This is a genomic window from Skermanella rosea, assembly GCF_016806835.2.
In the GTDB taxonomy this organism is placed as follows: Bacteria; Pseudomonadota; Alphaproteobacteria; order Azospirillales; family Azospirillaceae; genus Skermanella; species Skermanella rosea.
This window is the reverse complement of sequence record NZ_CP086111.1, coordinates 4,775,373-4,795,544: the sequence shown is the minus strand read 5'-3', so window position 1 is coordinate 4,795,544 and position 20,172 is coordinate 4,775,373. Positions and strand designations below refer to the sequence as shown.

Below are 20,172 nucleotides of genomic sequence, written 5' to 3'. Positions count from 1 at the left end.
GGAGGGGGCGCCCCCTCCGCGTCACTCCGTGTAGGGCGTGACGAACTGCGCCGGCTCGATCCAGCCGAAGCTCTTCACCTGGTCGCCGCGGAAGACGCATTCGAACTTGACCGGCACCGGCTCGCGGAAGCGGTCCCCGTCCTCGATCGTGCCGACGACCTGGATCATCCGCATCGGGAACAGCGCCGGCGTACCGGCTTCCGGCAGGATCTCGATCCGGGCGTTCCGAATCGGCTGCCACGGCCAGACCGCCGAGGGCAGCTCGGCGCACGCCTCGGCGGCGGTCGTCTCGGGAAACAGGGTCGTGCAGCCGCCGGCCGCCAGGGTGGCGGTCGCGAGGAGGGCGGCGGTGAAGAGAGGACGCATGGTGGGGAACCCTGATTGCCTGTCTGTACGCGAGTCCCGCCCACCATGGCGCAACCCCGTGCGGGCGTCCACTGGCCAATCGTGGGTCAGCCGCTCGACGAGCATTGCCGGGCCGCCGGGCGGACCGCGGGCGCCCGGTTCGGCTGTTCGTCGCGGGCCAGCCCCGCGTGCCGCTTCAGGAGGTCGCGCACCGACAGGGGATCGCCGGCGGTTCCGCCCAGCTCGCCGAAGAACCGCTCGCAGAAGCCTTCCACCCGGTCCATGAAGACGTCCAGGTCGCGCCGGGTCCGCACATAGGGCGTGTTCCCCGGCACCAGGGACGGGCTGTGGTAGGACAGCATGAAGATGCGCTGGCCGCGCCGGATCATCGCGCGGACCAGGGCCATGTGCTGGGCCGGCGGCACCCCTTCCGGGGTCAGGATGATGCGGTCGATCAGCCCCAGGCGCGACAGCACGCCGGGTATCCGGCAGGCCTGGGCCACCGGCGACTCGAGCGCGCCTTCCAGGCCGGGGCCCTGGCCGGACAGCAGGCCGACATAGCCCCGGGTCAGCGGCAGCTCCAGCAGCCGGCCCGGCGGGCCGATCCAGTAGGGCTGCGGCTCGACGCGCCGGAAATCCGGGCCGTGATGCACCCGGAGGTCCGCTCCCGGGACGGCGCTCAGGTCGATGCAGTATCCCAGGTCGGCGAGCGTGCGGAAGGTGCGCGGGCCGAGACCGTAGCGGCCGGCCTTGTAGATCCGCGGCGTCAGCCCCAGCCCGTCCTCGATCGCGCGGGTCAGCGCCTCCAGCTTGGCCCGCTCCAGGTCGGGCGGCAGGTTGCCGGGGAACGAGTTGCGCTCGGAGACCTCCTCGTCGAACGGCGGGTTGACCCAGGGATGGAGCTGGGTCCCGATCAGGCAGGCATCGTCCTTCAGCAGGTCGCGGAGCGGTTCGAGCCCGTCGCGCTGGCTCGCCACGGGATAGTCGACCACATAGGTTGGGCGGATGCCGAACTTCTCGAAAATGCGGTGCATGGGGCCCTGGGCCGCCATGGAACGGACGCTGCGCTGATCGCGGGAGAAGGGGGCCGACCAGTCGAACTCCTCCTCCGCGTCCACCACCACCAGCAGGATCGGGGGAAGTTCGGGCGGAGCCTTGATTGGATTCCAGTCGTCCTCGAACAGGACTTTTTGCTTTTCCGCCCGCATGTTCCCGCGTTCGTCTGTGTTGTGTGCCTGATTTAGCCGGCCACCGCCGGCCCGCAAGCGACAAGATGGAGGGGGTGGGTCAGGGCTGGATGCCGAAATGGATCGCCAGGGCCGACCCGATGCTGATTCCGACCGCCGCGAGCGCCAGGAGGCCGGCGACCCAGTCGGGCACGAGCGACCGGCGCTGGTGCCGGAGCAGCGCCTCCAATTCCTCCTGCCGGACGGCAAGCGCGTCCAGCCGGTCGATCAGCGCGCGGCCGAGCAGCTCTTCCCGTTCGCGGTCGGCTTCCAGCCGGCGCATCAGCCGGTCCACCCGGTCGGCGGTCGCCCGCATGCCCTGGGTATGGTTCAGCAGGAGCGAGGCGAGCTCCTCGCGCTGTCGCGCTCCCGCCTGTTCCATCGTCCGCTCCAGGGTCCGGCCCAGCTCGGCGGACAGCAGGTCGCCGACCATCCGGGCGGCCGGCGCCAGGGCACGCCCGTGGGAACCGTCGTCCTCCGGGGGCGGGGCCGTGTCGGGCCGGCCGTCCAGGCCCATCACCCGGGCCGTCACGATCTGGCCGGACAGCGCGCGCAGGTCGGATGCCAGTTCCTCCAGCGTTCTGTCATCCGGAATCCGGTCCCGGACGCTCTGTGTCACCTCCCGCTCCTTTGCCGGTTCGTCCGGCGCCCTGTCATCCGCCGCCCCATGGTCCGCCGCCCTGTCGTCCACTGTCATGCCGCCGGGAGCCGTCCGGTCGGGGTCGGCTTCCGTGCCGTGCTGCTGCAGCGGAGCCCGGCTCATCGTGGAAACCGATCTAACCATGAGAACCCATAGAGTTGCATGACGCGACAGCGGCTTGTCCGCTGTCCTTACGAGGTATCCGGGCCGTAACGCCGGGGTGATTCGCGGCACCTCCGCAACGAAGAGGTAACGGCTTCAAGGCGCTGGCTGTTGCAGGTCGAGTTTTCCCGAATCCGGTGCCGAAGATGCAACAATCCATATGAAGTATCGGCCTCACCATTGGCGTCATTGATGGTCGATTACGGTTCCCGCAACCTCGCACGAGCAAAGAGAAATGATTGTATTTGTAGCTTTATTTATGAAAAGGACCGGGTCCGATTGACTGGAGAAGATCAGCGTAATCATACCGAGACTGTAGAAAGTCCAAGGGGAGACAAACCGATGGCTGCGAACCCTGGCCAGACCGCGTCGGTGCCGCCGGAGAACAGGAAACGGATCCATCGGATGATCGAATCGGCCGTTCCCGGCCCGCTGCTCAGGGCGGCCAGCCGGCTGCTTCCGGCCGGAATGAAGCGGGCGATCAACGCGGCCATATCTTCCGGCGGGGCCGCCCTGGTCGAGTCCGCCCTGGCGAAGCGGTCGGAGCGGCGCCACGGCGCCGGCCGCCGCGCGATCGGGCGGGCCGAGCTGGAAAACGACCTGAAGGCGGCCGGCCTGCCCGACGGGGCCGTGGTCTTCGTCCACAGCTCTCTCTCCCGGCTGGGCTTCGTCGAGGGCGGCGCCGCGACGGTGCTGGCGGCGCTGGAGAATACGGTCGTGGCACGGGGCGGCACGCTGGCGATGCCGGCCTTCACCATGACCGGGTCGATGTACGAGACGCTGAAGTCCGGCCCGCGCTTCGACGTGCGCGAGACGCCGACCGGCATGGGCAGGATCGCCGAGACCCTGCGCCGAGACCCGCGCGCCCGGCGCAGCATCCACCCCACCCATTCGGTGGCGGCGCTGGGCGATCATGCGGAGTGGCTGGTCGCCGACCATCACCGCTCGCCCTTCGCGTTCGACGCCGACAGCCCCTTCGGGCGGCTGCTGGAGGCGGACGGCTGGCTGATGGGCCTGGGAACGGACCTGGGGCCGGTCACCTTCTACCACGTGCTGGAGGACCTTCGCGGCGACAGCTTCCCGTTCCCGGTCTATACGCCGGACAGCCCGCTCCTGCGGGAGGTCACCGGCCGGAACGGCGAAACCTTGAAGGTCGCCGTCATGGCCCATTCGTCGGTCGTCTCGGCCGACCGCATCGACAAGCCGACGGGCTTGGCCGTGCGCGAGCACATCACCCGCTACCTGGAGCGGGACGGCGGCCTGCGCTGGATCAAGTTGGGCGACGGCAAGGCCTGGGTGATCCGGGCGGCCGACATGTTCACCTGCCTGGAATGCCTGATGGTCCAGGGCGTCACCATCTACCGCGACCCCGCCGAGGGGTCGGGCCATGACAACGAGAGGAAAGACTTCGGTGCCGGTTCAAGAGCTTCTGCCCAGATTGGTCCCGAGGATCGTCAAAGACAGGCTGCGTCCGCTTAAGCACCTGGCGGACTTCCAGCGGCTGCCCCCGGCGGCCAAGGCGGCCGTGCGGCAGGACCGCTCCGGCGACCAGCGCGCCGACCCCGGCATCGAGGCGGCGGTCGCCGCATCGCTCGACTGGCTGCGCGCGGCCCAGGACAACTCCGCCTCGCGCGACGGCGGCGTGGCGCGGCACTACAGCCTGGTGGGCGGCTGGGCGCCCTCCTACCCGGAGACGACCGGCTACATCGTGCCGACGCTGATCGCCCAGGCGCGGCTGCGCGGCGATGCCGACCTGCGCGAGCGGGCGCGGCGCATGCTGGACTGGCTGGCGTCGATCCAATTCCCGGAGGGCGGGTTCCAGGGCGGCATGGTCGGCCAGACCCCGCGCGTGCCGGTGACCTTCAACACCGGGCAGATCCTGCTGGGGCTGGCGGCCGGCGTGGCGGAGTTCGGCGACGCCTACCGCCCGGCCATGACCCAGGCCGCGGACTGGCTGGCCGGTAGCCTGGACGCGGACGGCTGCTGGCGCCGCTTTCCGACGCCGTTCGCCCGCGCCGACGACAAGAGCTACGAGACCCATGTCGCCTGGGGCCTGCTGGAGGCCGCCCGGATCGACCCGTCGCGCGGCTGGGGGGAGGCGGGCTTGGCCCAGGTGCGCTGGGCCATCGGCCGTCAGCGGCCCAACGGCTGGATGGCCGACTGCTGCCTGGAGGAGCCGCACCGGCCGCTGACCCACACGCTGGGCTACGCGCTGCGGGGCATCCTGGAGGCGTCGCGATTCCGGCCCGACCAGGATTTCCGCGCGGCCGGCATCCGGCTGGCCGACGGCCTGCTGGGCTGCGTCGGCCCCGACGGGTCGCTGCCCGGCCGGCTGACGGCGGAGTGGCAACCGGCGGTCGACTGGGTATGCCTGACCGGCTCCGTCCAGGTCGCCCATTGCTGGCTGATGCTGTACCAGGACACCGGCGATGCCCGGTACCGCGACGCGGCGCTGAAGGTGAACGCCCATGTCCGCCGCACCGTGGAGACCGCCGGCCCGCCGGAAACCCGCGGCGGCGTCAAGGGCTCCTTCCCGGTGGACGGCGGCTACGGCACCTACGAGTATTTGAACTGGGCCGCCAAGTTCTTCATCGACGCGAACGAGCTGGAGCGGGAGGTTGCGGGCTGACGCCGGCATCGAGACGGCCCTTCGTTCCAGCCCTCTCCCTGCCCGGAGGAGAGGGCGTTCGGTTCGGGAGCCTGCCGAGCAACGGAACGGCTATCGTTCCGCCGGAGCACCGGCGATTGACACGTGCCGAAAATCCCCAGACGCTTCCTTGCGACGTACCTGTATGGCTACCACAGCTTATAAGGGTGGAAAATCGGCAGCCAGCTATATAGAAAATGAAAAACCCCGGACGCGGCGTACCTGGTCCGGGGTCTGTGCTGCGCCTTGCGTTGCGCTAGCTGCTCTGGCACCGAGAATAGTGAGCAATGGCGGAAAGTCAAGAACTGTTCCACTACACAGGGCAGATGCATAGCGACCTCGATGCGGCGATATCGCCCTCGCGCTTGGCGCCATACCTCGTGGCTGTGGGCGGTTCGGACCGCGACATGGCAATGAAGTTATATCTCTGGAATGCCAGGATCGCGAAATCGTTCCTGTACCCGCTGCACGTTGCCGAGGTGATAACCCGAAACGCGATGCACGAGGCGTTCTCAAGCAATTTCGGCGGTCCTGGGTGGATGGACCCCGCTTCCGGGCGACTGTATAAACGCCTGAACATCCAGCCCCAGGCGGCCATTCAGAAAGCGATCAGCAGGCTGGCGGCGAACGGGAACATTCATCCAAGTCCGGACGACATCGTCGCAGCGCTTACGTTCGACTTCTGGTCCAACCTCTTTCGTCGTGACTACAGCTGGCTGTGGCCGTTGCCTGACCGCGTGAGCGGCAAGAGCATCCTCGAAACGGTTTTTCCCAACCTGCCGGCTGGCAAGGGAAGAGGCTACGTCAAGGATCGGGTTGCCGCCATCAACGATTTCAGGAACAGGGTCGCGCATCACGAACCTGTCCACTACCGGCACATCAACCACAAACAGGTTCACGACAGGATCCTGGAATTCATCGGGTTCCGTTGCACATCCACGAGAGCATGGGTGAGTCGCCACTCGACGGTGCCGGCCGTGATCCGTACGGCGCCGACACCGGAGGCCAACCTTCCGGGCAAGCTGCTGACCACGGTAAAGTTTGTAGCGCCGACCGTCGTCTCTTTGACCGACACGCTCGCCTTGGCGTTGGGTGTCGTCCGAAGCGCCCGGCCGCCGCTTGCGCTTGTCCCCGATCCTACGGCTACGCCACCCTACCGGCTGCTGACTCCGACGATGCTGCTTGAGTACTTTTCCGTCAAGGCGACCGAGGACGGCGGGTTGGTCGACGTGACGGCATCCACCGTCGCCGACGTCGTCGCCGCCACTCCAGCGGTGCTGATCGACACGGTGGATGTCGGCGTTTCCACCGGGGACCTGTCTGCGAAATTCTTCCCGGCGGGCTCGACGCCAGCGTCAAGGCCGCAGGCGCTACTTGTCACGAATTCCACCGGCACCTTGCTGGGCGTGGTCACAAGGCCCGATTTCCGCTACTGATGGCGATGATCGGGAAACGATCTGCGACTCACCGGCACCAAGGCTCGACGCATCCGGCCAACAGGACTCCGGCCCGGGGGCGACAAGGCGAAGGCGGTCGGGAGGGCGGAGAGGGATCTTCGGCACTTTCGAGTTGACGATCGCATGGATGCGGCTTCAGCGGGCCACGGTGCCGGTCGTGGGCGCCTGCGCGAAATAGCGGCTTTGCAGCGCCTTCACGTCTATCCGCTTCAGTCCCTCGGCGAAGATCTCGGCGATCCTGCGTCCGTAAGGGCCGTTGTTGAAAGCGATGTGGAGGGTCTTGATCTCCATCGTCGCGGCGTAATCCACCTGGGTGCGCAACGGGGCGAGCTGCTTTTCCGTGCGGAGGAGGTGGGCAAAGACATACCGGTCGATTTCGGCCGCGTCGATCCGGCCTGCGGCGACCTTGCGAATGTTGATGACGTCGTCCACCACGCCTTCGGTCTTCAGACCATGCTTCTCGACCGCCTCCCTCACCGGGGCCGCGTTGACGTAGCCGCTGACGACGCCGAGCTTCAGCTTCGCCAAGCCGGCGGGCGTGACTTCCGGCACCTTGGCACCGGCGGGCATTATCAGGCCGAGCGGGCTCTCGCCGATGCTGTCCGACAGCGTGAAGCCTTCGATTTCCGCCGGGTACTCGGGAAAATAGCCGGCGACCGTGTCGCTGTCCTTGGCCTGCGCGACGGCGCACTGCCAGGGGAGGATCTCGTACTGGAGCGTATAGCCCATCGCCTGGAACGCGTCGCGCACGATGACGGTGTTGAAGCCGCCGTCGGCGGCGTCGGCGCAGACATAGGGGCACCACTCCAGCGTGTTGATCATGACGGTCTTTTCCTCCGCCGAGGCGGCGGAGGATACGGCGATCATTGCACCGACAATGGCGATAAGTACTTCCGTCGCCCGCGCCATCTTCAGCCCCCGTCATTCGGAACGCTGCCAACCGTCGGCTGGGTACCATCCTTCCATGACATCCGACGATGCGGTTCTTGGCAGTTTTTATGGCAAAAGTCCGGGAATTCGCCTGAGTCCCTCAGGCGTCCCTGGGCTTGCGGGTGGCGCAGTCGGCGGCGGCGGGCTGGATGACCTTGGCGCAGAAATCCAGCAGCCGCTCGAACTGGATGTCGCGCGACAGGCCCTCGCGGGCGGCGGGCGGCAGGCGTTCCAGGCGGCCGCCGGCGGCGTCCTTGGCGGCCAGCCAGCGGCGGATCTGGTCGGCGATGGCCTGGGGATCGTTGGAGAAGAAGCCGGCCTGACGCTCGCGGATCAGGCGCGCGGGCACGCCGTCCTCCAGGCCGATGCCGAGGATGGGGCGGAGCACGCCGAAATACTCGAACAGCTTGGCCGGCACGTTGCCCTGCTCGCGCGGGTTGTTCCACTGGAGCAGCAGCAGCACGTCGGACCGGCGCTGGATCTCCAGCGACCGCTTGTAGGGCACGGCGGGGTGGACCGTGACCCGGTCGGTGACGCCCGCCCGCTCGGCCGGGGGGAACACCAGCCCGGGGTCGCTGCCGTAGAACTCGATCCGGACCCGCTCCCGCTCCGGCCCCAGCAGGGCCAGCGCCTGGAACAGCGGCGAGGGGTCCCGCCGGCCGGAATAGAGCACGCCGGCATAGGTGATGGTCAGGTCCGGCGAGGCCGGGGGCGGCTCGGTCGGCAGCGGGAAGTCCTGGGGGTCGTAGCCGTTGTAGATGGTCGCGACCGGCTTGCCGTACTTGGCGCGGTAGAACTCGGTCCAGGGCTCGGACACGGTGACGATGCCGCTGGCGCTGCCGGCGACCCGGCGTTCCATGCGGTCGAGCAGCGCCATCCGCCAGTCCGGCGCCTCGAAATAGGGGTCGTCGGCCCAGCGGTCGCGGAACTCGGCGATCCAGGGCACGCCCAGCCGGGCGCTGAGATGGTGGCCGGCGAGGAAGGCGGTGAAGGGCGGGCCGGTCACGTAGATCAGGTCGGGCTTCCAGTCGCGGCAGGTGCGCCTGGCCCCCGCGACGGCCCAGGGCAGCCAACCGACATAGCGGTCCGGCAGGTTGGACAGGTTGAGATAGAGGTCGCTGACCGTGGACAGGACCCTGCCGACCAGGGAGCTTCGGCCCCCTGCGCCGGCACCGCCGGCCCCGGCCGGAGCGCCGCCGCCCGGCGCCGGCGTCCGGCGCAGCAGGCGGTTGCGCAGGTTGCCGACCACGTCGATCGGCCGGTTGACGTCCACCGCGCGGGTATAGACGACCCGTTCCGGCGGGATCTCCAGCGGCAGGGTCTTGGCGAGGTCGGGCTCGCGCGCGGTCACGACCCGCACGTCCACATGGCGGCGCATCAGGTACTTGGCCAGCTTGCCGACCCGGATCGCGCCGATCGTGTTGGACGGCGGGAAATACCAGGACAGGATCAGCACCTTCAGGGGATCGCGGTCGCTCCGCTCCTCGCCGTCGCGGCCGGATGCCGACACCATGGCCTGATCAATCTGTGAAGAAGCAAACCCAGTCAACCTAGTTCCTTTCGGGCCCGATCCTTCAGGACACGGCTCCGCGGGGCGGACGGCCCCCCGGAATGAACGACCCCCCCGGAATGAACAACCAGAGGGCAAACGGTTCGTCCGCCTTGAAGGATGCCGCCGATACCCGGGAAATATTGCCAAGCGGCATGAAACACACCCGCCATATCACTACGCAAAAAGTCAAAGGGGGCCAATAGTGCGAAATGGGCTTACTTCCAAGTTCAATTTGACCCTTACGGGTCCGGGCACCGTAAATGGCCGCCATGATGCGGTCCGGACTGCCGCGGCCGGCCGTTCGGCGGATGGTCTTTTCAAAGATTTTTAGGGATTTTGGAATTCCGGTGGACGGGCACTGAATGCGTTCCCTCATTCTGTTCATGCTTTTCCTGGTCCTCGCGGTGATGGCGCTGACGATGCCGGCGGTCGGCGTGCTCACCTGGGCCTGGATCGCGATCATGAGCCCGCACCGCCTGACCTGGGACTTCACCTACGCCCTCCAACTGAACCTGGTGATCGTCGTCATCACCTTCATCGCGTGGCTGGTGGCGAGGGAACCGAAGCGCCTGCCGTTGAACGCCGCCACGGTCATGATCCTGCTGTTCATGGCCTGGATGACGCTCACGACGGCCACCTCGCTGGCGCCGTCCAATTCTTGGTTCCACTGGGACCTGCACATCAAGAACCTGGTCTTCGCCCTGGCCGTCGCGGCGATCATGCGCAGCCAGGTCCGCATCCAGGCGCTGATCTGGATGATCACGCTGTCGATCGGCTATTTCGGGGTCAAGGGCGGCGGCTTCACGATCGCCAACGGCGGCGCCTATACCGTGCTCGGGCCGCCGCAATCGATCATCGAGGACCGCAACCACCTGGCGCTCGCCTGCTGCATGGTCATCCCGCTGATGAACTACCTGCGGGTGACCACGGCCAACCGGCTGATCAAGCTGGGCCTGGCGCTAGCCATGGCGCTGACCATCATCTCGGTGATCGGGAGCTACTCGCGCGGCGGGTTCCTGGCGCTCAGCGTGACCGCCTTCGTGTTCTGGCTGCGCTCGTCCGGCAAGTTCGTGACCATGGTGCTCCTGCTGGCCTCCTTCGTGCCCGCCGTGACGATGATGCCGGACAGCTGGAAGGAGCGCATCGGCACGATCGAGAACTACCAGAAAGACGAATCGGTCCAGGGCCGGTTCGACGCCTGGAACTACGCGATGCGGGTGGCGGCCGACCGCCCGCTGGTGGGCGGCGGCCTCGCCACGACGGAGGTCCGGCAGGTGTTCCAGCGCTACGTCCCCGGCCGGCCGCAACGCGCGGCCCACAGCATCTATTTCCAGGTGCTGGGCGACCAGGGGCCGATCGGGCTGGGGATCTTCCTGGGGATCGGCCTGGTCGGCTGGCTGAACGCCCGGGCGATCATCCGGATGAGCCGGGACCGGCCGGAGTTCGAGTGGGCGTTCCACCTGGGACGGATGATGCAGGTCAGCTTCATCAGCTACTTCGTCGCCGGGGCGGCGCTGTCGATGGCCTATTACACGGTGTTCTTCGTGTCCGTGGTGATCGTGACCTCGGTCAAGGCGATCCTGGCCGCGGCCGAGCGGGCGGAACGGGCGGCGGCCGAGCCGGCGGTGGCGCGGGTCAGCCGGGGCGGCTTCCTGCGGCCAGCCGCCACCGGCGCCCCGGCGAGTTGACCGGGTCCGCACCGTCCGGTATGTCCGCCCGACCATGATCATCGTCACCGAACCCATCATCTGGGGCGACGAGCATGTGCCGGTGAATACCGGCCTGCTGGAAACCGTCGTGCGCGCCTTTCCCGGCGAGCCCGTCCGCTTCTACGGCGAGGCCGGGCATATCGGCCTGATCCGCTCCCTGATCGACCCTGCCGACGGGGCTGATGTGGATTTCCGGCCGGTCGAGCTGCCGCCCCGGACGCCCGACTTCCGCGGCCGGATGCGCCACGACCTGGAGTTCGCCGGCCGGCTGCTGGCCGATGCCACCGAGTCCCACCTGATCCTGGCCAGCTCGTGCCCGTCGCTGATCGCCGCGCTGAAGCTGCGCGGCCTTCGGTCGAGCGTGCGCGACGTCCATGTGGTCCTGCACGGGAACCTGGCATTGCTGTGGTCCTGGCGGTCACGCAACCCCGTCACCCGGCTGACCGACCTGCGGACCGCCCTGTCGCTGCCGAGCCGGCTGCCGATCCGCTATTTCGTGATGGAGCCGGCGATCCGGGGCGAGCTGCTGGCGGCGCTGCCCGGCCTGAATCCCGCCGACGTCCGCGTGCTGCCGCACCCCGTCAGCTCGGTCGAGGCGGCGTCCGCGCCGGCGCCCGTCGCGGACGGCCCGCTGCGCATCGGCTTCATGGGCGGCGCCTCGCGCGAGAAGGGCTTTGCCGAGTTCCTGGACATCGCCGGCCGGGCGGCAGGGCCGGGCGTGGAGTTCCATGCCGCCGGCCGGCTCGGCGCCGACATGGCCGGGGCCGACCTGGAGGCGCTCGCCAGCCGGCCCGCCGCGGCCAAGCTGGGACGGCGCGACTATGTCGACGCCCTGGCCCGCTTGCATTTCGTCTGCATGCCCTACCGGGGCGACCATTACCGCTACTCGCCCAGCGGCGTGCTGGCCGACGCCCTGGCGTTCGCCAAGCCGATGCTGGCCTTCGACCTGCCGATCTTCCGCGACCTGTTCGACCGCCACGGCGACATCGGCTATCTGTGCCGCGACGGGGAGGAGATGGCCGACCTTATCCGCAGCGGCCTCCGCGACACGCTGGGGGAGGGCGGGCGCTACCGCGCCCAGGTCGAGGCGGTCAGGGCGGCATGCGCGCCCCGGCTGGCCGGACGGCTGAAGGACGACCTGCGGGCGGCGCTGGTCGGCGGTCCGGGCGGACAGCCGCTGTCCCTGGCGTCATGACCGGTCCGCGCTTCAGCGTGGTGATCCCGACCTACAACCGAGCGGAGCATGTCGCCCGGGCGGTCCGGTCCGTGCGCGCCCAGACCTTCCCGGCCCACGAGGTCATCGTCGTGGACGACGGCTCGATCGACGGGACGGCGGACATCCTGGAAGCCGTGGGGCGCGAGGGCGGCCCGCCCGTGGTGGCGCTCCGGCAGGCCAACCGGGGAGCGGGTGCCGCGCGGAACCTCGGCATCGGGGTGGCGACCGGCGACTGGGTGGCGCTGCTTGATTCGGACGACGCCTGGCTGCCGGGCAAGCTGGAGAATGCCCGCCGGATGATCGGGCGGGAACCCGGCCTGGATTTCATCCACTCCCGCTGCGTCCAGGACTTCGAGCAGGCCTGTGGAACCGAGCCGGACCCGGAATCGCCGCTGACGGTCGAGCAGCGCTGCGACCCCGCCGCGCTGCTGACGGGTTGGCACATCAAGACGTCGAGCGTGATCCTGCGCCGGGACCTGCTGGACCGGATCGGCGGACTGTTCCCGACCGACCTGCGGACCTGCGAGGATTTCGAGCTGTTCTGGCGCGCCGCCATCGCGGCGAACCGCATCGGGTTCGCACCCGAACCGGGGACGGTCATCGCCAACATCCCGGCCAGCCTGTCGCGCGACGAAACCCGCGTGCTGCCGCGCCTGATGGACAATGTCGAGGCCCTGGGCCGGGTGATCCGCTGGCTCGACGCCCGCGCCGGGTCCGACCGCCTGCGCCCGATCCTGGAGGCGCGCCGCTACTGGGCCGCCCGCGTCCTGCTGACCCGCGCCGCGCGCGACCGGCGCTTCGTCGAGGCGGTCCGCTGGCTGCGGCTCCAAGGCCTGCCCCCCGCCGAGATCGCCCGCGCCGCCCTGTCCGCCGGCCGCGGCGTCCTGAACGGCGAGAACCCGTCGGGGCTGTAGGTCGGATAATGTATAGTCTTGCCACGGATGACGGCGATGGACGGAGATGATCCGGGCGGTATCCATGTCCATCGCCGTTATCTGTGCCCCATTCCTCCCTTCGCCGCGTCAATCCTCGTAGACGACGTCGAGGCCGCGGTAGAATTTCAGGAGGTCGCGGTCGGAGATCGGCTGCTCCGCCTTGGTGCCGAAGAAATATACGCCTCCGGCGGCGTCCAGCGAGCCTTCGCGCTTGGCCAGGACGCGGTCGAGATATTTCAGCGGGATGGTCGCCATCTTCGCTGCGGCCCTGGCGTATTTCCGCGCCCGCCGGTCCCGGAAGAAGCTGAGCACGAAATACTCGAACGACCAGGCGAGCGCGCCGGCCGGACCGAGCGCCATGCCGGCCTTGATCTCCGTGAAATGGCGGAACAGCCGGCGGTGGCCCAGGAAGGTGAAGCGGGTGAAGTCATAGCGGCCCATATGGACCTGCTGCATGAAGGGCGTCACCGAGTAGACGTAGCCGCCGGGCTTGAGCACCCTGGCGATCTCGGCGACGCAGCGGTACGGGTCGGCGACATGCTCCAGCACCGCGACCGCGATCACGGCGTCGAAGGTGGCGTCGGCGAAGGGCAGGTCGTGGAGGTCGCAGACATGGTCGGCCCCTTGGCCCAGGATCACGTCGGTATAGACGTACCGGACGTTGGGCAGGTCGGGGTAGCGCTTGTCGCCGGCCCCGGTCACCAGGATGCGCGCCTCGGGCAGCGCCCGGGCCACGTAGTCGATCGACTTCTCCGAACTCCAGTCCGACGCGTTGACCGAGAAATAGATCGCCCGTTCCGCCGCGCGCCGCAGGGCGGCCTTGAGGCCCCGGGCCGGCGCCTCGTCGCGGAGCTTGATCGTCTCGGGCCCCCCGCCGGCCCCGCCGCGCCGCGCCGTGAAGTCGGCGACGGCGAAGACGCTGTTCTCGTCGTGGATCAGGATGGGGGTGCCGTCCACGACCGGATAGACCCTGCCGCACTCGGGAGCCGTGCAGGCCAGCCCGGTTTCCCGGCCGATCAGCGGAGCCCGGCAGCGCGGGCACACCAGCGAGTCGGAAAGCGCGCGCGACGGGGCGGCGGGGGAGACCCGGAGCTGCATGGTCCCTATCGCCTGATCGAGGCCAGCAGCTCCGCCGCATCGTCGCGAGCCTGGAACGCCTGGTCGCCCTGGGTCAGCTTCTCCAGGATCGCCGTGGCCTCGTCCTTGGCGCCCGAGGCGTTCAGCGCATAGGCCAGGTGGTACTGGATGTCCCGGTTGTCCGGAGCGACGGCGGCGGCGCGGCGCAGCAGGTTCAGGCCCTCGCCGGTCTCGCCCGCCTGGACCAGGATCCAGCCCAGCGTGTCGGCGATCTCCGGCGAGTTGGGAGCGGCGGCGTAGGCTTGGCGCGCCAGTTCCAGCGCTTCCGGCCGGTCCAGTTCATGCTTCAGCCAGGCGGCGTTGTTCAGCAGCATCGGGTCGTTCGGCCGGTTCCGAACCAGCACGTCGTAGTGGGTCTCGGCCTGCTTCAGGTTCTGCAGGGTCAGGTAGGTATCGGCCAGCACGGTGCGCACCGACGTGTCGTCGGGGTTCTCCCGGACCCAGTCTTCCAGCCCGGCGATGGACCGGTCGACCTGTCCCTGGTTGCGGCGAACCTCGAACAGCGCCATGGCGAGCCGGCGGTCCGGCGTGCGCTGCATCGCCTGCTCCAGCGACGTCAGCGCGTCGGCCGGGCGGTTCGTCCTGATGAGGACGTTGCTCCGGAGCTGGGCGGAAGCCACCGGGTCGGCCTGGGCGAGGCCGTCGGCCAGCCCCAGCGCGCCCTCCGCGTCGTTGGCGGCCAGCGCCAGGTCGATCAGCCCGAGGGTCGCCACAGGGTTGGCGGGGTCCTTCGCCTTGATCCCCTCCAGGACCGGCTTCGCCTCGGCCTGCCTGCCGGCCGCCATCAGGTTCTGGGCCAGGGCGACCTGGGCCTCGGTGTCGTCGGGCTTTGCCCTGACATAGTCGCGCAGCGCGTCCGCCGCCTTGCCCGGTTCGTTCGCGGCGCGGTAGACCGCCGCGGCGGCGGCCAGGCCTTCCGGCCGGCCGGCGCCGATCTGGCGGAGCTGGGCCGCGACCGCCTGCAACTTGGCCTTGTCGGAGCGGCGAGCGTACAGGTCGGCGAGCGCCCGGCGCACCGGGATCGAATCCTGCTGGGCGGCCGCGGCGCCCTCCAGCACGGCGATCGCCTCGTCCGGGCGCTGGCCGCGCGCCAGGAACTGCGCCAGCCGCAATGCCGGCTGCTCGTCCCGCGGGTTCGCGGCGGCGTCGTCGCGCAGGCGCTTCTCCACGGCCTCCAGGTTGCCCATGCGGACATCCACGGCGTTCAGGTTGCCGATCAGCTCGGCCATCTCCGGGTCCATCCGCCGGGCGTCCTCGAGCTTCGACCGGGCGGCGCCCAGGTCGCCCTCGGCCATGTAGACGGCGGCGTCCAGGCTGGCCAGCATCGGGTTGTCCGGTTCGCCCTGCCGCATCGCCGCGACCGCCTCGTGGGCCCGCCGGAACTCGCCGTTGCGGATATAGTCCAGCACCAGCGCCGCCTGTTGCCGCTTCTCCGGCGGCAGGTCCTGCGACTGGTCGCCGGCGGCCTGGAGCAGGCCCAGGGTGGAGCGGGCGCGGAGCGCCGTCTGGCGGTCGCGCACCGTGGCGAGGTCGCGGTAGATCGCGGTCGCCTGATCGAACTCGCCCAGCCGCAGATAGGCGCCGGCCAGCATCTGGCGGGCGGTCAGGTCTTCCGGATGGGCCGCGACCAGGGGCTTCAGCACCTCGACCGCGCTCAAGGGGTTCTCGGTGCGCAGATGGGTCGCGGCGAGCATCCGGCGGGCGCCGGTATGGTCGGGCATCACCGCGCTGAAGCGGTTCAGGGCGGCTTCGGCCTGGGCATACTGGCCGGTATTGAACTTGATCAGCGCGTTCAGCAGGAGGGCGGGCGTGTAGTCGGCCAGGGCGTCCTCGATCGGCAGGAAGGTCTCCCGCGCGCCGTCGGCGTCGCCCCGGATCATCTGGATCGACGCCTTCAGGTAGCGGGCCGTGACGTCCCTGGGCGACCGCTGGAGGACGCGGGCCACGTCCTTCTCCGCCTCGTCGACCAGCCCGGTCTGGAGCCGGACGCGGGCGCGCGGCAGCAGCACCCTGGGGTCGTCGGGGGCGATCGAGCCGGCGCGGTTGAGGGCGGCCAGGGCGTTGTCGGTGCGCTGCCGGACCAGGTCGATCTCGCTCGACAGCAGCAGCCCTTCCAGGCTGTCGGGATCGGCCCGGAGAACCTCCTCCACCAGCGCCGAGGCGGAGTCCAGGTCGTTGCGCAGGGCCTCGACGCGGGCTAGGCCGAGCTTGGCGTCCACCGCGTCCGGGGCTCCGTCCAGCGCGGTCCGGAACATGGTCTCGGCGTCGTCGATCTGGCCGGTGCCGATATAGGCCTGCCCGGTCAGGACCAGCTTGGCCCGGGTCGCTTCCGGCGTGGCGCCCTGGGGCGACAGGACCTCGAAGACGTCGCCGAAGCGGCGCTGCAGCATCAGCGACTGCGCCAGCAGCAGTTCAACCGCGTCGCCGCGCCTGGCGTCGAAGACGCGGCGCAGCTCCTTCTCGGCCGAGACGGGGTCGCCGGTGCGCAGGTACAGCTCGCCGAGCAACAGGCGGGCCTCCAGGTTGCCGGCGTCCTGCTGGAGCGCGTTGCGCAGCTGGATCACCGCGGCGCCGGCGTTGCCGGCCTCGTACTGGCGGACGGCGTCCTGGTAGAAGCCCTGGGAGCGCTGGGCGTCGGCATGCGCGGGGGTGAAGCCCGCGCCCAGGGCCGCGATCGACGCCGCGGCCATCAGGCGGCCCAGCTTGCGCCGCATGCCGTGCCGGGCTTTCGTCGGCGGATGCGTCTTCATGGAAGGTCCCTCCTCAGGACGGCGTATTCACGTTGTGCTGCTTCAGCAGGCTGTAGATCGTCGGGCGGCTGACGCCCAGGATCTTGGCGGCGGCCGACAGGTTGCCGGCGGACAGGGCGAGCGCGCTGGACAGCGCCTTCCGCTCCGCCTCGTCGCGCGCCTGCTGGAGCGTCGCCGAGGCTTGCCCGGCGTCATCGCCGGCCGGTGCCGCCAGTCCCATGTCGGCGGCCGTGATGCTCTGCCCGCCGGCCAGGATCACCGCCCGCTTGATGCGGTTCTCCAGCTCCCGGACATTGCCCATCCAGGGGTGGCGGCGCAGCGCCGCGAGCGCGTCCGGGGAGAGCTGGAGCCTGCGCCGGCCATGGTCGGCGGAGAATTTGTCGATCAGGTGGCGGGCCAGCAGGACGCAGTCGTCGCCCCGGTCGCGCAGCGGCGGTATGTTAAGCGCCATCTCGCCGATCCGGTAGAACAGGTCCTCGCGGAACGCGCCGTCGCGGATCCGGGCCTCCAGGTCCTGGTGCGTGGCGCAGACGATCCGGACATCCACCGGGATCGGCTCGCGCCCGCCGACCCGCTCGATCACCCGCTCCTGGATGAACCGCAGCAGCTTGACCTGGAGGCTCATCGGCATGTCGCCGATCTCGTCCAGGAACAGCGTTCCCTTCTGCGCCGTCTCGATCTTGCCCTTGACCTGCCGGACGGCGCCGGTGAAGGCACCGCGCTCGTGGCCGAACAGCTCGGATTCCAGCAGGTTCTCCGGGATTGCGGCGCAGTTGATGGCGACGAAGGGCGCCCGGCGGCGCGGACCGAGTTCGTGCAGCGCCCGGGCGAACAGCTCCTTGCCGGTGCCGCTCTCGCCCAGCAGCAGGACGCTGATGTCGGTCGGCGCCACCTTCTCCACCGTGCGGCACAGCGCCAGCATCCCGTCGTCGCCGGTAACGATGCCCTGGAAGCTGGGCTCCCGCGCCTGCTGGAGCCGGCGGTTCTCCGCCTCCAGCTCCCAGACCTTGCAGGCCCGATCGACGATCAGGCCCAGCACCTGGCCGTCGATCGGCTTCTGGTAGAAGTCGTAGGCGCCGAGCGCGATCGCGCGGACCGCGTGGGCCCGCTCCTCGTTGCCGGTCACCACGATCACCTTGGTCCCGGGCGCCGCCGCCAGGATCTCGGCCAGGGTCCGCAACCCCTCCACCGCGTCGTCGGGGGCAGGCGGCAGGCCCAGGTCGAGGGTCACGACCGCCGGCCGGTGGGCCTTGACCTGCCGGAGCGCGCTCTCGCGGTCGGAGGCGGTATGCACCTCCCAGTCCTCGAACGACCATTTCAGGCCGCGCAGGATGGCGGGGTCGTCGTCGACCAGCAGCAGGGTGCGTGCCGTCATGGTATGGCCTGCCGTTCCGTGTGCGATGGCGCCGCGGCGAGGGGCATCAGCACCCGGGCCGTGGTGCCGGCGCCGACCTCGCTCTCGATCTCCAGATGGCCGCCCCAGCGCTCGATCAGGTCGCGCGTCTGGTACATGCCGATGCCGTAGCCGGTGGTCTTGGTCGAGGCGAAGGGGCGGAACAGGTGGTCGCGGATGAAGGCGTCGGTCATGCCCGGCCCGTCGTCGGCCACCTCGACCACGGCATGGCCGCCCTCGGCGAAGCCGGAGACGCGGATCCGGCCGCGCGCGGCGTCGATCGCGTTCTGCACCAGGTTCTCGACCGCGGCGGTGAAGCCCAGCCGGTCCACGGCGACCGCGACGCCCTCGTCCAGCCGGCCGAACGCCAGGCCGGGCAGGGCATGGCGCCGCGGCTCGACCACGTCGAGCAGCATGGCGCGCAGGTCCGCCGCCCCGGCCACCGGGTCCGGGCCGGATTCGGCGCGCTCGCGCAGGCGACCCAGCAGCGCCCGCATCCGCTCCACCGAGTCGCCGATCGTCTCCAGCGTGTCGCGCTGGAACTCCGGCTTGTCGCCGTGCTTCTCGGCGTGCTGAAGGATCAGGGAGAGCTGGCTGACCATGTTCTTCAGGTCATGGGCCACGAAGCTGAAGGACTGGCCCAGCCGCTCGAACCGCTGGGCCTCGAACAGGGCCCGGCTCGCCTGCTCCTCCGCGATGTAGCTGCCGACCTGGACGCCCAGGATCTCCAGCAGGTCCTCGTCCTCCCAGGTCAGGTCGCGCGGCGCCCGCGGCTCGCTCAGCACGATGGCGCCGACGATCTCGTCGCGCAGGCGAAGCGGCACCAGCAGCCAGGGCGCGTTGAGCCGGCGCAGCCAGCCCAGCACCGCCTGCTCGGCCGGGTCGCCGGACAGGTCCAGCCCGTCGCGCAGGTTCAGAACCACGCGCCGCTCGCCCAGCCGCTCGGCCAGGGCGTTGGGCAGCGCCAGCATGCCGGCGCCGCCCGACCAGTTGTAGCGCCCGGCCATGGCGTAGATGTCGCCCCGCCCGCGCAGGAACAGGGCGCCGCTGCTGCATTCGAACAGGTCGGCCATGGCGCGGACGGCGCGCTCGTGCAGGCCGGTCTGCGACGCGCTGTCCGACAACGTGCGGATGAAGCGCAGCCATTCCCGCCGGTAATCGTAGGTGAGGCTGAAGAAGTTGCGCGCGATCGCCATCCGGGCGCGGGCGCGCAGTTCGCCGGACAGAAGCAGCACCGCCAGGACCATGACGGCGCCCATGAAGAACAGCATCTGGACCAGCGGCCCCAGGGTCATGCTGGTCTCGCGCAGCAGGTAACCGATCGCCGCGACGCCCAGCAGGTAGACGCCGCTGCCGACCAGCGCCGTGGTGTGCAGCACCGTCTCGCGCGAGATCGTGACGTCGAACGACAGGGTGCGGATACGCGCAGCCGACACCAGCAGGAACGGCACCGCCAGCACCTGGACCAGGGGCCGCGCGGCCAGCGCCATGGGATCGGTGCGGCCCAGCAGCAGCGCCCCGCTGTGCAGGAACAGGTCGAAGGCGAACAGCCCGCCCAGCCCGATCAGCAGATGCTTGAAGGTCCAGCGGGCGCTGTCGCGGGTGAACAGGAACAGGTTCTCCACCATCAGCAGCCCCAGAACCGCCATCGCCAGCCCGGCCACCAGCGAGACGTCGGCGAAACCGCCGACCGGCAGGGGAACCGCCGCGTCGGCAAGGGCCACCGCAGTCACCACGCCCACCACGGCGGCGAGGGGATTCCGCCAGAACCCGGCGGCAGGGCCGTGGGTCACCGCGCGCAGCACGACCAGGAGGAACAGCAGCCAGCCGGCCGAGCGGAGCACCAGCAGCGATTCCGGGACGGCCGGCGGCAGGGCGGCGATCCGCGCGAAGGCTTCGGCGCCCGCCCAGGCCGCGGTCAGCAGGACGGCGGCGATCAGCGCCACGCCGTGGGCCCCGCCGGGGCGGTTGCGCCGCCAGGTCCCGGCCAGCAGAGCCGTCAGGATCAGATATGTGAGCGCCGCGACCCCATGGGTCGCCGCACCGATCATCGTCTGGTCGAGCTGCATTCTC

15 protein-coding genes are annotated in these 20,172 nt (G+C 69.7%); 6 read left to right on the top strand and 9 right to left on the bottom strand.

Going from position 1 to position 20,172, the window contains the following annotated elements:
• Window positions 1-21: 21 nt before the first annotated feature.
• The 3 genes from JL101_RS22480 to JL101_RS22470 form a co-directional block, all read right to left on the bottom strand.
• Complete coding sequence (locus JL101_RS22480) at window positions 22-366, bottom strand: hypothetical protein (RefSeq protein WP_203096145.1); 345 nt, start codon at window positions 364-366, stop codon at window positions 22-24.
• Between the two features lie 86 nt (window positions 367-452).
• Window positions 453-1,553: a polysaccharide deacetylase family protein gene (locus JL101_RS22475; RefSeq protein ID WP_203096147.1), complete on the bottom strand. Its 1,101-nt coding sequence runs from the start codon at window positions 1,551-1,553 to the stop codon at window positions 453-455.
• Window positions 1,554-1,632: 79 nt separating this feature from the next.
• Window positions 1,633-2,334 carry a hypothetical protein gene (locus JL101_RS22470; protein ID WP_203096149.1) on the bottom strand — a complete coding sequence of 234 codons (702 nt, stop codon included), beginning with the start codon at window positions 2,332-2,334 and terminating at the stop codon, window positions 1,633-1,635.
• Window positions 2,335-2,715: 381 nt separating this feature from the next.
• Here JL101_RS22470 and JL101_RS22465 point away from each other — a divergent pair, with 381 nt between their 5' ends.
• From JL101_RS22465 to JL101_RS22455, 3 genes are all read left to right on the top strand, one after another.
• Entirely contained in the window at window positions 2,716-3,852 is a 1,137-nt protein-coding gene (locus tag JL101_RS22465) for an AAC(3) family N-acetyltransferase (RefSeq protein WP_203096151.1), read from the top strand.
• Window positions 3,812-5,002 carry a hypothetical protein gene (locus JL101_RS22460; RefSeq protein ID WP_228435076.1) on the top strand — a complete coding sequence of 397 codons (1,191 nt, stop codon included), beginning with the start codon at window positions 3,812-3,814 and terminating at the stop codon, window positions 5,000-5,002. The genes JL101_RS22465 and JL101_RS22460 overlap by 41 nt, the downstream gene beginning before the upstream one ends.
• A 305-nt stretch (window positions 5,003-5,307) precedes the next feature.
• On the top strand, window positions 5,308-6,456 hold the full coding sequence (locus tag JL101_RS22455) for a hypothetical protein (RefSeq protein ID WP_203096155.1): 1,149 nt from the start codon (window positions 5,308-5,310) through the stop codon (window positions 6,454-6,456).
• Between the two features lie 156 nt (window positions 6,457-6,612).
• Here JL101_RS22455 and JL101_RS22450 read toward each other — a convergent pair whose 3' ends face one another.
• Both JL101_RS22450 and JL101_RS22445 read right to left on the bottom strand, forming a co-directional pair.
• On the bottom strand, window positions 6,613-7,299 hold the full coding sequence (locus JL101_RS22450; protein ID WP_228435074.1) for a substrate-binding periplasmic protein: 687 nt from the start codon (window positions 7,297-7,299) through the stop codon (window positions 6,613-6,615).
• Window positions 7,300-7,507: 208 nt separating this feature from the next.
• Window positions 7,508-8,920, bottom strand: a complete 1,413-nt coding sequence (locus tag JL101_RS22445) for a glycosyltransferase (RefSeq protein ID WP_203096160.1) — start codon at window positions 8,918-8,920, stop codon at window positions 7,508-7,510.
• A 401-nt stretch (window positions 8,921-9,321) separates the two neighbouring features.
• Between JL101_RS22445 and JL101_RS22440 the strand changes: the two genes are divergently transcribed.
• The 3 genes from JL101_RS22440 to JL101_RS22430 are packed head-to-tail and all read left to right on the top strand — an operon-like array spanning window position 9,322 to window position 12,798.
• On the top strand, window positions 9,322-10,647 hold the full coding sequence (locus JL101_RS22440) for a putative O-glycosylation ligase, exosortase A system-associated (protein WP_203096162.1): 1,326 nt from the start codon (window positions 9,322-9,324) through the stop codon (window positions 10,645-10,647).
• A gap of 34 nt (window positions 10,648-10,681) precedes the next feature.
• Window positions 10,682-11,863 (top strand): glycosyltransferase, encoded by a 1,182-nt coding sequence (locus JL101_RS22435; protein WP_203096164.1) that lies wholly within the window; start codon window positions 10,682-10,684, stop codon window positions 11,861-11,863.
• Window positions 11,860-12,798, top strand: a complete 939-nt coding sequence (locus JL101_RS22430; protein WP_203096166.1) for a glycosyltransferase family 2 protein — start codon at window positions 11,860-11,862, stop codon at window positions 12,796-12,798. Before JL101_RS22435 ends, JL101_RS22430 begins: the two co-directional genes overlap by 4 nt.
• A 108-nt stretch (window positions 12,799-12,906) precedes the next feature.
• Here JL101_RS22430 and JL101_RS22425 read toward each other — a convergent pair whose 3' ends face one another.
• From JL101_RS22425 to prsK, 4 genes are read right to left on the bottom strand one after another with little or no spacing between them, the layout of a single operon-like run.
• A complete protein-coding gene (locus JL101_RS22425) occupies window positions 12,907-13,917 on the bottom strand; it encodes a methyltransferase domain-containing protein (RefSeq protein ID WP_203096168.1) in 1,011 nt (336 codons plus the stop codon).
• Window positions 13,918-13,922: 5 nt separating this feature from the next.
• Window positions 13,923-16,706: an XrtA/PEP-CTERM system TPR-repeat protein PrsT gene (gene prsT, locus JL101_RS22420; protein WP_203096171.1), complete on the bottom strand. Its 2,784-nt coding sequence runs from the start codon at window positions 16,704-16,706 to the stop codon at window positions 13,923-13,925.
• A 13-nt stretch (window positions 16,707-16,719) separates the two neighbouring features.
• Window positions 16,720-18,081: a PEP-CTERM-box response regulator transcription factor gene (gene prsR / locus JL101_RS22415; protein WP_203096173.1), complete on the bottom strand. Its 1,362-nt coding sequence runs from the start codon at window positions 18,079-18,081 to the stop codon at window positions 16,720-16,722.
• Complete coding sequence (gene prsK / locus JL101_RS22410) at window positions 18,078-20,168, bottom strand: XrtA/PEP-CTERM system histidine kinase PrsK (RefSeq protein WP_203096175.1); 2,091 nt, start codon at window positions 20,166-20,168, stop codon at window positions 18,078-18,080. Before prsK ends, prsR begins: the two co-directional genes overlap by 4 nt.
• Window positions 20,169-20,172: the final 4 nt, after the last annotated feature.

Excerpts from the sequence above, each read along its gene's own strand:
- JL101_RS22480 (WP_203096145.1), bottom strand. The coding sequence starts at position 366 with ATGCGTCCTCTCTTCACCGCCGCCCTCCTCGCGACCGCCACCCTGGCG.
- JL101_RS22455 (WP_203096155.1), top strand. The coding sequence starts at position 5,308 with ATGGCGGAAAGTCAAGAACTGTTCCACTACACAGGGCAGATGCATAGC.
- JL101_RS22445 (WP_203096160.1), bottom strand. The coding sequence starts at position 8,920 with ATGGTGTCGGCATCCGGCCGCGACGGCGAGGAGCGGAGCGACCGCGAT.
- JL101_RS22430 (WP_203096166.1), top strand. The coding sequence starts at position 11,860 with ATGACCGGTCCGCGCTTCAGCGTGGTGATCCCGACCTACAACCGAGCG.
- JL101_RS22425 (WP_203096168.1), bottom strand. The coding sequence starts at position 13,917 with ATGCAGCTCCGGGTCTCCCCCGCCGCCCCGTCGCGCGCGCTTTCCGAC.
- JL101_RS22470 (WP_203096149.1), bottom strand. The coding sequence starts at position 2,334 with ATGAGCCGGGCTCCGCTGCAGCAGCACGGCACGGAAGCCGACCCCGAC.
- prsK (WP_203096175.1), bottom strand. The coding sequence starts at position 20,168 with ATGCAGCTCGACCAGACGATGATCGGTGCGGCGACCCATGGGGTCGCG.
- JL101_RS22475 (WP_203096147.1), bottom strand. The coding sequence starts at position 1,553 with ATGCGGGCGGAAAAGCAAAAAGTCCTGTTCGAGGACGACTGGAATCCA.
- prsR (WP_203096173.1), bottom strand. The coding sequence starts at position 18,081 with ATGACGGCACGCACCCTGCTGCTGGTCGACGACGACCCCGCCATCCTG.
- JL101_RS22435 (WP_203096164.1), top strand. The coding sequence starts at position 10,682 with ATGATCATCGTCACCGAACCCATCATCTGGGGCGACGAGCATGTGCCG.
- prsT (WP_203096171.1), bottom strand. The coding sequence starts at position 16,706 with ATGAAGACGCATCCGCCGACGAAAGCCCGGCACGGCATGCGGCGCAAG.
- JL101_RS22450 (WP_228435074.1), bottom strand. The coding sequence starts at position 7,299 with ATGATCAACACGCTGGAGTGGTGCCCCTATGTCTGCGCCGACGCCGCC.
- JL101_RS22465 (WP_203096151.1), top strand. The coding sequence starts at position 2,716 with ATGGCTGCGAACCCTGGCCAGACCGCGTCGGTGCCGCCGGAGAACAGG.
- JL101_RS22440 (WP_203096162.1), top strand. The coding sequence starts at position 9,322 with ATGCGTTCCCTCATTCTGTTCATGCTTTTCCTGGTCCTCGCGGTGATG.